General features: G+C 71.3%; 12 protein-coding genes. 7 read left to right on the top strand and 5 right to left on the bottom strand.

The features are described from left to right. Nucleotides 1–6 precede the first annotated feature (6 nt). Together ACIGA3_RS01695 and ACIGA3_RS01690 are read right to left on the bottom strand one after the other, a co-directional pair. On the bottom strand, nt 7–597 hold the full coding sequence (locus tag ACIGA3_RS01695) for a hypothetical protein (protein WP_399709247.1): 591 nt from the start codon (nt 595–597) through the stop codon (nt 7–9). Beyond that, nucleotides 590–1369 (bottom strand): alpha/beta hydrolase, encoded by a 780-nt coding sequence (locus ACIGA3_RS01690; RefSeq protein ID WP_399709244.1) that lies wholly within the window; start codon nt 1367–1369, stop codon nt 590–592. Before ACIGA3_RS01690 ends, ACIGA3_RS01695 begins: the two co-directional genes overlap by 8 nt. A 159-nt stretch (nt 1370–1528) precedes the next feature. On the opposite strand from ACIGA3_RS01690, the gene ACIGA3_RS01685 reads away from it, so the two are divergent. The 7 genes from ACIGA3_RS01685 to ACIGA3_RS01655 all read left to right on the top strand — a co-directional run bounded on the left by ACIGA3_RS01685 (nt 1529) and on the right by ACIGA3_RS01655 (nt 8894). After that, nucleotides 1529–2287: a lysophospholipid acyltransferase family protein gene (locus ACIGA3_RS01685; RefSeq protein ID WP_399710752.1), complete on the top strand. Its 759-nt coding sequence runs from the start codon at nt 1529–1531 to the stop codon at nt 2285–2287. A 32-nt stretch (nt 2288–2319) separates the two neighbouring features. Continuing rightward, on the top strand, nt 2320–3513 hold the full coding sequence (macS, locus tag ACIGA3_RS01680) for a MacS family sensor histidine kinase (protein WP_399709241.1): 1194 nt from the start codon (nt 2320–2322) through the stop codon (nt 3511–3513). Continuing rightward, entirely contained in the window at nt 3510–4181 is a 672-nt protein-coding gene (locus tag ACIGA3_RS01675; RefSeq protein WP_399709238.1) for a response regulator, read from the top strand. The genes macS and ACIGA3_RS01675 overlap by 4 nt, the downstream gene beginning before the upstream one ends. Nucleotides 4182–4548: 367 nt before the next feature. Beyond that, the gene (locus ACIGA3_RS01670) at nt 4549–5778 is read left to right on the top strand and encodes an ice-binding family protein (RefSeq protein ID WP_399709235.1); all 1230 of its coding nucleotides are present in this window, start codon (nt 4549–4551) and stop codon (nt 5776–5778) included. A gap of 131 nt (nt 5779–5909) precedes the next feature. Continuing rightward, on the top strand, nt 5910–6638 hold the full coding sequence (locus ACIGA3_RS01665) for a DUF5819 family protein (RefSeq protein WP_399709233.1): 729 nt from the start codon (nt 5910–5912) through the stop codon (nt 6636–6638). After that, on the top strand, nt 6628–7776 hold the full coding sequence (locus ACIGA3_RS01660) for an HTTM domain-containing protein (protein WP_399709230.1): 1149 nt from the start codon (nt 6628–6630) through the stop codon (nt 7774–7776). Before ACIGA3_RS01665 ends, ACIGA3_RS01660 begins: the two co-directional genes overlap by 11 nt. Before the next feature lie 89 nt (nt 7777–7865). Beyond that, nucleotides 7866–8894: a 6-phosphofructokinase gene (locus ACIGA3_RS01655; protein ID WP_399709227.1), complete on the top strand. Its 1029-nt coding sequence runs from the start codon at nt 7866–7868 to the stop codon at nt 8892–8894. A gap of 10 nt (nt 8895–8904) precedes the next feature. Here ACIGA3_RS01655 and ACIGA3_RS01650 read toward each other — a convergent pair whose 3' ends face one another. From ACIGA3_RS01650 to ACIGA3_RS01640, 3 genes are all read right to left on the bottom strand, one after another. Beyond that, the gene (locus tag ACIGA3_RS01650; RefSeq protein ID WP_399709224.1) at nt 8905–10785 is read right to left on the bottom strand and encodes an anthranilate synthase family protein; all 1881 of its coding nucleotides are present in this window, start codon (nt 10783–10785) and stop codon (nt 8905–8907) included. Nucleotides 10786–10906: 121 nt separating this feature from the next. Next, nucleotides 10907–10963 carry a trp operon leader peptide gene (locus ACIGA3_RS01645; RefSeq protein ID WP_361819786.1) on the bottom strand — a complete coding sequence of 19 codons (57 nt, stop codon included), beginning with the start codon at nt 10961–10963 and terminating at the stop codon, nt 10907–10909. A 71-nt stretch (nt 10964–11034) separates the two neighbouring features. Beyond that, on the bottom strand, nt 11035–13857 hold the full coding sequence (locus tag ACIGA3_RS01640) for an N-acetylmuramoyl-L-alanine amidase (protein ID WP_399709221.1): 2823 nt from the start codon (nt 13855–13857) through the stop codon (nt 11035–11037). Between the last annotated feature and the right edge of the window lie 145 nt (nt 13858–14002).

Raw genomic sequence — 14002 nt, 5'->3', positions numbered from 1 at the left:
CGAAGCTCAGACGACGGCGCCCCGGCCGGGGTCGTCGTCGCCGTCCTCGTCCGTGCGCATCCGGGTCACCAGGGTGACGAAGCCGCCGAGGAAGCCGCCGATGGCGAGCGTCGTCAGCCACCAGGTCATCTCCCAGCCCAGCAGCACGGCGAGCAGCAGCAGGATCGGGCCGCCGACCACCCCGAGCCAGGCGAACTTGGCGGTGGTGTCGGCGACGGGCAGCGGCGGCGGCTCGGGCGGTACGAAGTGGCCCTCGCCGTCGTCGGGCTCGGCCGGCGAGTGGTCGCGGGGTCCGACACCGGGCGCGAACCTGACCGAGCTGCCCAGCGGCCGTACGGGCGCGGCCTTCGTCGCCTCGTCATCGGCGCCGTCCCCGGCGTCCTCGGCGTCCCCGGCTTCTTCGGCGTCCTCGGCCGGTTCGAGGTCCTTCTCCGGCAGGGCGAGATCCTCGATGGACCGGAAGGGCCGGGAGCCCGGCGGGTCCGGCGGCTCGGCGCCGTACCCCGCGACGATGGCCCGCCAGACGGCGTCCTCGTCGAAGGGGACGCCCTGCTCGTCCGGCTCGCGGCCCTCGCGGTCGGAGTCGTGCTCAGCCAACGGGGGCCGTCCCTTCCTTGCCGACACGGGGTGCGAGCCGGTCGATGAAGGCGAGGCTCTCCTCGACGATCCGGTCCGCGTCATGGTCCAACGTCGCCACGTGGTAACTCTGTTCCAGCACGCTCTCGGTTACGTCCGTGGAGGACACCCGGCTCAGCACCCGCGCGGAGTCGGCCGCCGGGACCACATGGTCCACGGCGCTGCGCAGCAGCAGCAACGGCTGGGTGACCTGCGGCAGCTCACCGTCCACCACGCGCAGGAAGCGCCGCAGGGAGTGCGCCGCGTGCAGCGGGACCCGGTCGTAGCCCAGCTCGGTGGTGGCGCCCTTGGCGATGTCGCTGGCGATGCCCTTGGTGGAGGGCACCAGGTGCCGGACCACGGGCAGCGCGTGCGCGGCGAGTCCGTGCACCCGGTTCGCCGGGTTGACGACGACCACTCCGGCGACGCGTTCGCCGTGCCGGGCCGCCAGCCGCAGCGCCAGCGCGCCGCCCATCGACAGACCCGCGACGAACACCCGCTCGCAGCGCTCGGAGAGCTGCCACAGCTCGCGGTCGACCCGCGCGTACCAGTCCTGCCAGCCGGTGGCCCGAAGGTCCTCCCAGCGGGTGCCGTGACCGGGCAGCAGGGGCAGCGACACCGACAGGCCGTGCGCGGCGAGGTGCTCCGCCCACGGGCGCAGCGACTGGGGCGAGCCGGTGAAGCCGTGACAGAGGAGGACGCCCACCTCTCCGCCGTCATGGCGGTACGGCTCGGCTCCGGGGAGGACCGGCACCTTTGGGCTCCTGTTCCGGTATGTGGATGTATGGGGAGTGCGGTACTGGCGGATGTGCTTCACCGTACGCGACCGCATCGCCACCGACCAGGGTCGTCGGCGCCATTGGCGGCGGTCCGGGATAAGGTCTGTTCGACGGAAACGGGAGGCACGCGGGTGTTGTACGGCACGATGAAGGTTGCCATCGGGGGGCCGCTGAAGGTCGCCTTCAGACCCTGGGTCGAGGGACTGGAGAACATCCCGGCCGAGGGGCCCGCCATTCTGGCGAGCAATCACCTGTCCTTCTCGGACTCGTTCTTCCTGCCCGTGATGCTGGACCGCAAGGTCACCTTCATCGCCAAGGCCGAGTACTTCACCACCCCCGGAGTCAAGGGACGGCTGACCGCCGCCTTCTTCAAGGGCGTCGGGCAGCTCCCCGTCGACCGCTCCGGCGCGCGCGGTGCGGGCGAGGCCGCGATCAAGAGCGGCATAGAGGTGCTGCAGCGCGGTGAGCTGTTCGGTATCTACCCCGAGGGCACCCGCTCGCCCGACGGCCGCCTCTACCGGGGCAAGCCCGGCGGTCTGGCCCGCGTGGCGCTGGCCACCGGGGCGCCGGTCATCCCGGTGGCGATGATCGACACCGAGAAGATCCAGCCGCCCGGCAAGGTGATGCCGAAGCTGATGCGGCCCGGCATCCGGATCGGCAAGCCGCTGGACTTCAGCCGCTACCACGGCATGGACCACGACCGGTTCGTGCTGCGGGCGGTGACCGACGAGGTCATGTACGAGATCATGAAGCTCTCCGGCCAGGAGTACGTCGACATCTACGCGACGGCCGCCAAGCGGCAGATGGCGGACGCGGCGAAGGCGGCGAAGGAGGCCGGCAAGGCCGAGAAGGCCGAGCGGGAAGCGGAGCAGACGGAGCGGACCGGGGCCTAGCGAGCCCGGCCCGGGGGAGGCGGGGGGCGGTCATGGCCGGGGGCGAACGGGTCATGCGGATGTCGGTGGAGCTGCCGCTGTGGCGCGCGCTCACCGGCTACCGCGTCCTGACGATGCTGTACGCCATCGGGCTGGGCGCCACCGCCTACGGCCACTTCGTCCGCCCCTGGGTGGCCCTCGCCTACTACGCGCTGCTGGTCCTCTGGACGCTCGCCACCGTGACCCGGGTGACGAGCGCGGCCCGCTGCACCCGGTGGTTCCTCGCGGCCGACCTGGCCGTCGCGGTCCTCGGCATCCTGCTCACCCCGCTCGCCGACGACCCGCACCGGATCGCCGCCGGCGGTCCCACCCTGCCGACGATATGGACGGCCGGCGCGGTGCTCGCCTTCGCCCTGAAGGGCGGCTGGCGCTGGGCGGCCGGCGCCTCCACGGCGGTCGCCGTGGCCCACCTGGTCGAGCGGGGCGCCCCGGCGCGGGACACCGTGCACAACGTGATCCTGGTCTGGGTCGCCGCCATCGCCATCGGCTACGTGGTCGAGGTCGCCCGCGCCTCCGAGCGCACCCTCGCCCGCGCCCTGGAGATCGAGGCCGCCACCCGCGAACGGGAGCGCCTCGCCCGCGACATCCACGACAGCGTGCTCCAGGTGCTGGCCATGGTGCAACGGCGCGGCATGGTCATCGGCGGCGAGGCGGCCGAGCTGGGACGGCTCGCCGGAGACCAGGAGGTCGCCCTGCGCACCCTGGTCTCCGGCGGCCTGCTCCCCGCCGCCCGCACCCCGGCCGGCCCCGCGCCGGACGACGACGGCCCCCTGGACCTGCGCACCCTGCTCGCCCCGTACGCCGGTTCCCGGGTGAGCCTGGCCGAACCGGGAGCGCCCGTACGGCTGGACCCGGCCGCGGCCCGCGAGCTGGCGGCCGCTGTCGGAGCCGCGCTGGACAATGTGCGCCGGCACGCGGGCGACGAGGCCCGCGCCTGGATTCTGGTCGAGGACGAGCCCGACGAGATCATCGTCACCGTCCGCGACGACGGCCCCGGCATTCCCGAGGGCCGCCTCGCCCGCGCCGAGGGCGAGGGCAGGCTCGGGGTGGCCCAGTCGATCCGGGGACGGCTGCGCGACCTCGGCGGCAGCGCGGAGGTGATCTCCGTGCCCGGACAGGGCACCGAGGTCGAGCTGAAGGTACCGAAGAGCGCCCGCGCGGCGCGGGGGAAGGCGGAACGGCGATGAGCGAGCAGGACCCGATCAAGGTGATGGTGGTCGACGACCACCCCATGTGGCGCGACGCGGTCGCCCGCGACCTGGCCGAGTCCGGGCTGCACGTGGTCGCCACCGCGGGCGACGGCGAGCAGGCGGTGCGCCGCGCCAAGGCCGCCGCCCCCGACGTGCTGGTGCTCGACCTCAACCTGCCCGCCAAGCCCGGTGTGCAGGTGTGCAAGGAACTCATCGCCCACAACCCGGCCTTGCGCGTCCTGGTGCTCTCCGCCAGCGGCGAGCACGCCGATGTGCTGGAGGCCGTGAAGTCGGGCGCCACCGGCTATCTGCTGAAGTCGGCGTCCACCGGCGAACTGCTGGACGCGGTGCGTCGTACCGCCGTCGGCGACCCGGTGTTCACACCCGGCCTCGCCGGACTGGTCCTCGGCGAGTACCGGCGGCTGGCCGCCGAGCCCGCGCCCGCCCCGGAGGCCGGAGCGCCGGGCGCGCCCCGGCTCACCGACCGGGAGACCGAGGTACTGCGGCTGGTCGCCAAGGGGCTGAGCTACAAGCAGATCGCGGAACGCCTGGTCATCTCGCACCGCACGGTCCAGAACCACGTCCAGAACACCCTGGGCAAGCTCCAGCTGCACAACCGGGTGGAGCTGGTGCGGTACGCGATCGAGCGCGGCCTCGACGACTGACCTAGCTCAATCGGGGTAGTGGCGAACTGACCGCCGCGCCCGCTCACCGGCAACTCACGCACAACCACCCGACTGGCGGCACCGACTCATGCGCGGCGGCGCATACATCGCGGCCGGGCGGCACGGGGCCCACCCGTCCGACGTAATCCGCTTTGGTGCGTTCGGGGGATGCGCCGGATGATCGGAATTTTGAGTCTGATTCTTTTCATCCCGCTTCATGGCCAATGAAGAAACGATTACCTTTCGCGGTCGTTCATTTATTTTTTCGGCGCGTGAATTTCCTGCGTAATATGCCGCAACAGCAACAAGGCTACCGGGCGTTCGGATAGGGCCCGGATGCCACGGCCCCCACAGGAAATGGCCTTCGATGAAGCTGAAGTTCCATCAAGTGGCTCACCGCCGCTCTCTGTCCGGCGTGCTCGCCTCGGCCCTCGCCGCGACGGTCGCCGCCACGATGGTCGCCCTCACGCCGACGCCGGCGCTGGCCATCGCCACGCCCGTACCGCTGGCGACGGCCACCAGTTACTCCGTGCTCGCGGGTTCGCAGGTCACCAACACCGGGCCCTCGGTGATCGGCCAGGACCTCGGAGTGCATCCGGGGACGGCCATCACCGGCTTCCCGCCCGGCCAGGTGCTCGGCGCCGTCCACTCCGCCGACGCCGCCGCGGCCCAGGCAAAGTCCGACCTGGTCACGGCGTACAACAACGCCGCCGGCCAGGCCACGGACTTCGCGCTCCCGGCGGGCATCGGCAACGGCAACACCCTGCTTCCGGGCGTCCACACCGCCGTGGCCGGTGTCGGCCTCACCGGCGACCTGATCCTGGACGCCGGCGGTAACCCGAACGCCGTCTGGGTGTTCCAGATCCCGGAGGCCCTCACCACGGCGTCCTCCAGCCGGGTGCTGCTCACCAACGGCGCTTCGCCGTGCAACGTGTACTGGCAGATCGGCAGTTCGGCCACCCTGGGCACGAACTCCACCTTCGTCGGCACCATCATGGCCCTGACCTCGATCAGCGTCACCACGGGGACGAACATCGAGGGCCGGGCGCTGGCCCGTAACGGCGCCGTGACGCTCGACACCAACCGGATCTTCCTCAACTCGTGCGCGACCACCACCACCGGTGGCACGACGACGGGCACGACCACGGGAACCACGACCGGCACGACGACCGGCAGCACGACCACGGGAACCGTCGCGGGTGCCACCACCGGCGGTCTGCTCAGTGGCGGCCTGGTGACGGGCGGAGTTCTGGGCGGACCCATCATCGACGTCACGGGTGGTGACACCTCGGGCAACATCGCCGGCAACACGTCCGGGAACACGGCGGGCAATACCGCCGGCAACACCACCTCCGGCAACACGGCGGGCAACACCGTCGGCGGCAACGGCAACAAGCCGGGTCACGGCGGCAAGCCGGCCCACGGCGGCAAGCCCGAGAAGCCGCACCACGAGGTCAAGCCGGGCCACGGCCACGGCCACGACAGCAAGCCCGACAGCAAGCCGGACCACGGCAAGCAGCCCGACGAGAGCTACGGCTACGAGGACATGCCGAAGGTCCCGGAGATGGGCGACTACGGCAAGTCCTACAAGGGCTAGACAGCACCCACCGCGGTGACCCGTTTTCACCGGACGACGGCGCACGGCGAGTCCCTCCCGGACCCGCCGTGCGCCGCCCGTGGCGGTCCGCGGTGAATATCGGACATGAGCAGTCGACATGAGAGAGGCGGGTGGCGGTGCCGACCCGAATCGAATCGGCCGAGGCGGAGGCGGAGGACATTCAGCACTCCGATTCCGGTCCGGCCGCACTGGAGCGTCCTGGCGATCCGCCGGCGTCGGAAAACTGGCCGACCGGCGTCCTCCTGCTGAGGACAGGGCTGTGGACCACCGTGATTCTTTGCGTGACGGCGGCTCTCGTCCACGTGTTTCTGGTATTTCTTCACGTCGCGCCCGCCAATACCGTGTCCAAGCGATTCAGCCCGCAGATCAACGCGTGGGTTTTTCCTTTTTTCGAGCAGAATTGGCGGCTTTTCGCGCCGGAGCCTGAATCCGTCAACCGGCAGATCCTGGTGAGAACGGCCCGCACCGGCCCGGGCGGATCTTCCCGGGCGAGCGGCTGGTTCGACCTGACCGCGGTGGACCACGCGGCGGTCGAGCACAATCCGTTCCCGAGCCACACGGCCCAGAACCTGTTGCGCCGCGCCTGGTCCTCCTACGTCGATTCGCACGGCGGGGACGACAAGGCCCGTACCGAACGAGCCCAGATGATGCAGCAGTATCTGGCCAACATCGCCGCGGAGCGCGTCGCCGCTCACGGGGGCGGCTCGTTCGACTTCGTCCAGCTCCGTGTCATCACCCGGCCCGTCCCCGCTTCGGGCTCCGCGGCGGGCAGCAGCTCGCCGAAGCCCGCCGAGAACCGGCTTCTGCCGTGGTGGAAGGTGCCCACCCATGGGAAATGAGCAGATTCCCCCGACCTCCCGGTGCGACGCCCTCCGGGAGCTGCTGACCGGCCGGCCGGTGTCCCTGTACGCCGCGTCGGTGCTGCGCATCGGCTACGGCTTCCTCTATCTGGGCTTCCTGCTGCGTGAGTTCCCGCACCGCGACGAGATCTGGGGCCCCGGCTCGCCGTGGACGCCCGCGCTGGCCCGACAGCTCTTCGGCCAGACGGGGTGGAACAGCTTCCTGACCCTGTCCGACGACCGGGCCTGGCTGGAGCTCTGCTACGCGGCGGCCGTCGTCACGTCCACGCTGTTCATGCTGGGCTGGCGCACCCGGATCACGTCCGTCCTCTTCGCCCTCGTGGTGACCTCGTTCCATGCCCGCGCGATCTTCATGACCGACGGCGGCGACAACCTGATCCTGCTGATGTCCCTCTACCTCGTCCTCACCGCGTGCGGCCGGCGCTGGTCCCTGGACGCGCGCAGGGTCCGGGTGAAGGCGGCCCGGGCGGGCGGTGAGCCACGGAAACCGGTGAAGGGCGGCCCTCTCGTACAGGAGCTGCGGGGCGCCCGGCACACCCTGACCACCGTCGTGCACAACTGCGGCATGTTCCTCATCGCCGCCCAGGTCTGCTTCCTGTACGGATCAGCCGGCCTGTACAAGGTCCAGGGCGCCTCCTGGGGCAGCGGCACCGCGCTCCACTACGTACTCCACCTCGAACTCTTCCGGCCCTGGCCCGCCCTCTCCCAGCTCGTGGACGAGCACACGACCCTTGTCGCGGTCGCCGGATACATGACGGTGCTGTTGCAGGTGGCCTTCCCGTTCGTGCTCTTCGGCAGGCTCAAGTACCCGGTGCTCGTCATGCTGCTCGGCATGCACCTCGGCATCGCGGTCCTCATGGGGCTGCCGCTCTTCTCGAGCGCGATGATCATCGCGGACGCAGCGTTCCTCCCCGACCGCTTCTATGTCTTCCTGCCCCACCTGTACCGGCGCCTGGCCCGCAGGGTGCGGCCGATGCCCCAGGGAGCCGTCGGAGCGGTACCCGCGCAGGCCGGCCCCGGCGCGCCGGGCTCGCCGACCCGTCCGGCGGAGCGGAAGGACGCGGAGCGGAAGGACGCGGCATCTGAGCCCGCCGGGGACCACTCCGCCGCGCGGTGATTCACCGGAATCGCCCCCTCCCCCTCGTTGTGTGACCTGTATCACCCTTACCGTGGCGTAGTCGGGAAACCGCGGCGAAGGGACGAGCCATGCGCGTCGGAGTACTGACCGGGGGCGGCGACTGCCCGGGCCTCAACGCCGTCATCCGGGCCATCGTCCGCAAGGGCGTCCAGGAGTACGGCTACGACTTCACCGGCTTCCGGGACGGCTGGCGCGGCCCCCTCGAAGGCCGGACCGTCCCGCTGGACATCCCCGCCGTGCGCGGCATCCTCCCGCGCGGCGGCACCATCCTCGGCTCCTCGCGCACCAACCCGCTCAAGGCCGAGGACGGGGTGCGCCGGGTCCGGGAGAACCTCGCCGAACAGGGCGTCGACGCGCTGATCGCCATCGGCGGCGAGGACACCCTCGGCGTCGCCGCCACGCTCTACGAGGAGCACGGCATCCCCTGCGTGGGCGTGCCCAAGACCATCGACAACGACCTCTCCGGCACCGACTACACCTTCGGCTTCGACACCGCCGTCAACATCGCCACCGAGGCCATCGACCGGCTGCACACCACCGCCGAGTCCCACATGCGGGTCCTGGTCTGCGAGGTGATGGGCCGGCACGCGGGCTGGATCGCGCTGCACTCCGGGCTCGCCGGGGGCGCCAACGTCATCCTCATTCCCGAGCACCGCTTCGACCTCGACCAGGTGTGCGCCTGGATCACCTCACGCTTCGAGGCGGCGTACGCCCCGATCGTCGTCGTCGCGGAGGGCGCGATGCCCAGCGAGGGCGAGATGGTGCTCAAGGACGAGTCGCACGACTCCTTCGGGCATGTGCGGCTGTCCGGGGTGGGGGAGTGGCTGGCGAAGCAGATCGAGCAGCGCACCGGCAAGGAGGCCCGTACCACCGTGCTCGGACATGTCCAGCGCGGCGGCACCCCCAGCGCCTTCGACCGCTGGCTCGCCACCCGCTTCGGACTGCACGCCATCGACTGTGTCCACGACGGCGACTTCGGCAAGATGGTCGCCCTCCACGGCACCCGCATCGAGCGCATCCCGATCTCCGAGGCGACCGCCGAACTGAAGACGGTCGACCCGGAGCTGTACGCGGAGGCCGGGGTGTTCTTCGGCTGACGCCCGCCTGTCAGGAGCCGGTGCGCGCCGTCAGCAGGCCGGAGACCAACTCCCGCACCAGATCGGCACCGTTGACGGTCAGCACCGACTCCGGGTGGAACTGCACCGAGGCGAACCGGCCGGAGCGCAGCGCGTGCACCTCGCCGTCCCGCGTACGGCTCACCTCCACGCCGTGCGCGGCCAGTTCCCGCGCCGCCTCGTCGTCGCAGCGGGCCACGAAGCTGTTGTAGAAACCGACCGTCTCCGGCCGCCCGAACAGGTCGATCACGGTCTGCGCCCCCTGGTACGGCACCCGCTTGCGGACGATGTCCAGACCCAGTTCCGCCGCGATCAGCTCGTGCCCCAGGCACACCCCGAGCACCCCGTGCCCGTGCCCGCGCAGCACGGCCGCCGTCAGCTCGCGCAGCCGCCGCATCTTCGGGTCGGCCGGGTCCGAGGGATCGCCGGGGCCGGGACCCAGCACCACCGGGCCCTCGTGCGCCCGCACCGCCTCGGTCAGCCCCGGCTCGTCGAAGCGCCGTACGGTCACCTCCAGGCCGCCCGAGCGCAGCACGTGCGCCAGCATCGCGGTGAACGTGTCCTCGCCGTCGATCACCAGCGCGTGCGCGCCCAGCGGGGCGGCCGGCTCCCGCATCCGCAGCCAGAACGGCGCCAGCGCCGAGCGGCGGCCGTCCAGCGCGGCCCGCACTCTCGGGTCGTCAGCCAGCCGGGGCCGCTCCCGCTCCGCGCGCGGCCGGGCGGGCCGCACCCCGAGCGCGGCCAGCACGCCCGCCGCCTTCGCATGGGTCTCCGCCACCTCACCGGCCGGGTCCGAGCCGCGCACCAGCGTCGCGCCGACCGGCACCTTCAGGTGTCCGTCGGCGGCGATGTCGGCGGTGCGGATCAGGATGGGGGAGTCCAGGGTGCGGGCGCCCCCGGCGTCCCGGCCGAGCAGGGCGAGCGCGCCCGCGTAGTAGCCGCGCCCGGTGGGCTCGTACCGCTCGATCACCCGGCAGGCGTTCTGCACCGGCGAGCCGGTGACGGTCGCCGCGAACATGGTCTCGCGCAGTACGTCCCGGACGTCCAGCGAGGTCTTCCCGCGCAGTTCGTACTCGGTGTGCGCGAGGTGCGCCATCTCCTTCAGCCGCGGGCCGACGACCACCCCGCCCCGGTCGCCGACCGTGCACATCATCTTGAGTTCCTCGTCGACGACCATGGACAGCTCCTCGGTCTCCTTGGCGTCGGCGAGGAAGTCCAGCAGGTGCTCCGGGGTCGGGCCCTCGGCGGGATACCGGTAGGTGCCGCTGATCGGGTTCATCACCACCGTGCCGCCGGACATCCGCACATGCACCTCCGGACTCGCCCCGACCAGCGTCCGGTCCCCGGTGTGCACCACGAACGTCCAGTACGCGCCCCGCTCGCCCGCCAGCAGCCGCCGGAACAGCGCCAGCGCGTCGGCCCGTGAGAAGCCGGGGATCTCGCCCTGGTACGTACGCCGGATCACGAAGTTGGCGCCCTCGCCCCGCCCGATCTCCTCGCGCAGCACCCGGCCGACGATCTCCCCGTACTCCTCGTCGGGCACGTCGAAGCCGCCGTCCTCGACCCGCACCGGGTGCGCGGGCAGGGTGTCCAGCGCCCGCGCGAGCGGGACCTCGTACGACTCCTCGGGATGGAGCACCAGCAGCGGGGTGCCGTCGTCGCGGACGTCGAAGCCGCGCTCGCGGATCTGCCGGAACGGGATCAGCGCCAGGCCCTCGTCGGGCAGTTCGGCCAGCTCCTCATGGGCGGTGACCGGGCCGAGCAGCACCTCCACCGAGGAGGTGTCCCGGCCTGGGGTGCGGCGGTGCAGCAGGGCGAAGGGGCGGCTGCCGTCGGCGAGACGGGCCAGGTCGGTGGGGTCGGTCGGGTTCATCAACGTCCTCTTGCGTCGGTCCCGGAAGCGGGACGGCGGACGCCGGTCGAGGAAACGACCCCGGAAAACACCGAAGGCCGCCCTCGGGCGGCCTTCGCGTAAGTCTTATGGATACGCGCAGTCAGCGGGCCGCCGGAGAAGCGGTCCACCACCAGTTCTGAGTCGTCTGCGCGAACATGCCCACGACTCTAACGCAATCCCTGTCACCACGTGCACCTGACGCCGGGCGGCGCCAGGTGCACGTGCCCGTCACAGGAACAGGTTGTAGATGTTCCAGCCGCTGCCGATCGCGGTACGGGCCGCGAACGGCGCCGTGGCGCTGCCCGTGCCCTGGTAGAACCAGAGCGCCCCGCTCTTGTCGCGGGCGATCAGGTCCGGCTTGCCGTCACGGTTCAGGTCGCTCGGGCCCAGCAGCTTGTCGTAGGCGCCCCAGCCGCCGCCGATCTTGGTGCGCGCGGCGAACGGCGCGGTGGCGCTGCCGGTGCCCTTGTACAGCCAGAGCGCGCCCGTCTTGTCCCGGCCGATCAGGTCGGCCTTGCCGTCGCCGGTCAGGTCACCGGTGCTGGTCAGGGTGTCGTACGTGTTCCAGCCGCCGCCGACCTTGGCGCGGGCGGCGAACGGCGCGGTGGTGCTGCCGGTGCCCTGGTAGAACCAGAGGACGCCGGTCTTGTCGCGGCCGATCAGATCCGGCTTGCCGTCACCGTTCAGATCGCGGGTGCCGGTGATCGTGTCGTAGACGCTCCAGCCGCCACCGACCTTGACGCGGCCCTGGAAGGGCGCCGACGGCTTGCCCGAGCCCTTGTAGTACCAGAGCACCCCGTCCGCGTCGCGGGCCACCATGTCGCCGGTACCGTCCGCGCGCAGCGCGGTCAGCGGCGTCACCGTGTTGTAGGCGCTCCAGCCGCCGCCGACCCGGTAGCGGGTGAGGAACGGGGAGGTGGCGCTGCCGGAGCCCTGGTACTGCCACAGCACGCCCGAGGCGTCCCGGGCGAGGATGTCGTAGCGGTCGGTGGCCGGGTCGGGCGCGGCGCCGTTGGTGACGTCGACGTCCGTGGTGCGCACCCAGGCGATCCGGTGGTTGAACCGGACCGGATAGAAGGTCGCGGTGGTGCCCGAGACCACCACGCGCGAGCCCGTGCCGGTGCCGTCGATGGTGCCGCTGTTGTAGTACGAGCCGGTGACGGCCGGTCCGGCCAGCGTGTACTTCTGTCCGGCGAGGACGGTGTACTTGGTCAGCGACTTGGTGTTGTCCTTCGGGACGTCCACACCGGTGCCGGTGTACGCGGCGTCCTCGGGGTAGGTCCGGCCGTACACCGGGACCGAGGCGAGACCGGACTTGGGGGTGACCACGCTCGGCGTGCCCACCGAGGCGGCGGCCTGGCCGCCCTTGTCGTAGAACCAGAGCTTCTTGCCGCCGTACCAGATGGCGGTCCAGTCCGGCTGGGCCTCGGCGACGACGTACTCGCCGCCCGCCACCACCTTGTCGCCCCAGTTCGAGCCCTCGGTCGCGGCCGCGCTGCCCAGGTAGGGGTCGGCCGCCATGGCCGAGCCGGTCGACGGCGACGTGTACAGGTAGGTGAAGTTCGCCGGCTGCGCGGGCACCGCCGTGCCGCCGTTGGTGAGCTTCGGCTGGTTCGCCGTGGTGAACGGCGGCGCCACGCGGATCACCTGGCCGGCCTGGTACAGCCCGCCCGCGCCGCCCGCCCCGGTCGGGGCGCCCATGAGCTGGAAGTAGTGGTTCCAGTCCCAGAACGGACCGGGGTCCCAGTGCTGCGTCCCGGCCTGGGCGTCCAGCGGCCCCGGCACCTCGTCGTGGCCGATGACGTGCTCACGGTCCAGCGGGATGCCGTACTTGCCCGCCAGATACTTCACCAGGGCGGCCGAGGACTCGTACTCCGGCTCGGTGTACCAGCTCCCGTTCTTGATCGCGTAGCCCTCGTGCTCGATGCCTATCGAGTGCATGTTGACGCTCTTGTTGCCCGAGTGCCACGCCTCGTCCTTGTTCGCCACCAGCTGCGTGACGAGACCGTCGGAGGCACGGATCAGGTAGTGCGCGCTGGCGTAGGAGTTGGAGTTCTGGAAGACGGCCAGCGAACCGTCGTAGCCGCCCTCGGTGTCGTGGATGACGATGTAGCGGATCTCGTCGCCGGTCACCGGGCGGGCTGCGACGTTGTAGTTGCCCCAGTCGTCCGGGCCGCTGTTCTGCTTGTACGCGGCCGGGCGGAAATCGCAGTTCAGGCCGGTCGGGCACTCGGGGGTGGTGGTGGCCGTGGCGGCTCCGGCCAGCTCCAGGTCCGACTGCTGCTTCGGCGTCACCGACGGGTCGGCGGGCAGCGAGACGGAGTCGCCGTCCGTGGTGAGCCGCTGCTCGCCGGTCCTGATCGACTCGTACACGCGGTTGGCGAAGAGCTGCGCGCCCTTCAGGTCGGTCGCCTGGCTGGCGCGGGCCACGGCCGGGTACCACGCGCCGGGGTCACCGGGCAGTGAGCCGGTGGCGTCCTTCTGGTACTTGGCCAGCAGCGCCGCCCCCGCCCGGATGCTCTGCCCCGGATCGCTCTGCACCTTCTCCGGAGAGGCGTCGATCAGATCCGCCGCCTCGTCCAGCGTGTGCAGGCGCGGGTCACTCGTGTCGACGGGCTTCTCGCGCAGGCTCTTGAGCGCCCGCTGGGCGTTGAAGTGCTTCTCGACGGCGGGTTCGCCGCTGAGGTTCATGTGGTCGAGCAGATGCTCGCTCGCGTCGCCGTCGCCGTCCTCGAGGTCGGAGGCGTCGACGTCCGTGAGGCCCATGACGTTGTAGGCGCCGGTGGTGCTCGGCAGACCGTCGTGGTCCTCCCAGCGCGTCTGCCGGTACGAGACCGCCATCAGCACGTTCTGCGGGACGCCGAACTCGTCGGCCGCCGCCTTGAACTGTGCCTGAAGCGGGGCGCCCGGAGGAGCCGTGCCCGCGTCCGTGCCGAAGATGCCGGGCGAGGCGATGGCCAGCGTCCCGGCCGTGGCCGCGGTCACCACGGCGGAGGCGACGCCGTAGACGAGCAGCCTCTTCTTGCGGTCTCTTCGATGTCCCGCGTTCATTCCCACCCCTGGATAGGTGCATGGTGCACACGTCGAAAGCCCGCACGGACCCCACGGGAGTTCTCCGGGGGTCGCGGATGAGGGCTGCGTGACATTAGCAACACCTGACCGCCCGTCGGCTTACGGGGTCCGTCTCATCAGGCGG

This window comes from Streptomyces sp. NPDC085596 (genome assembly GCF_044541565.1).
Taxonomy (GTDB): Bacteria; Actinomycetota; Actinomycetes; order Streptomycetales; family Streptomycetaceae; genus Streptomyces.
This window is presented reverse-complemented; position numbering and strand designations above follow the sequence as displayed.

Bases quoted from the DNA above. Each gene is read 5' to 3' on its own strand.
- ACIGA3_RS01675 (WP_399709238.1), top strand. From the start codon at position 3,510: ATGAGCGAGCAGGACCCGATCAAGGTGATGGTGGTCGACGACCACCCC.
- ACIGA3_RS01655 (WP_399709227.1), top strand. From the start codon at position 7,866: ATGCGCGTCGGAGTACTGACCGGGGGCGGCGACTGCCCGGGCCTCAAC.
- macS (WP_399709241.1), top strand. From the start codon at position 2,320: ATGGCCGGGGGCGAACGGGTCATGCGGATGTCGGTGGAGCTGCCGCTG.
- ACIGA3_RS01640 (WP_399709221.1), bottom strand. From the start codon at position 13,857: ATGAACGCGGGACATCGAAGAGACCGCAAGAAGAGGCTGCTCGTCTAC.
- ACIGA3_RS01660 (WP_399709230.1), top strand. From the start codon at position 6,628: ATGGGAAATGAGCAGATTCCCCCGACCTCCCGGTGCGACGCCCTCCGG.
- ACIGA3_RS01650 (WP_399709224.1), bottom strand. From the start codon at position 10,785: ATGAACCCGACCGACCCCACCGACCTGGCCCGTCTCGCCGACGGCAGC.
- ACIGA3_RS01670 (WP_399709235.1), top strand. From the start codon at position 4,549: ATGAAGCTGAAGTTCCATCAAGTGGCTCACCGCCGCTCTCTGTCCGGC.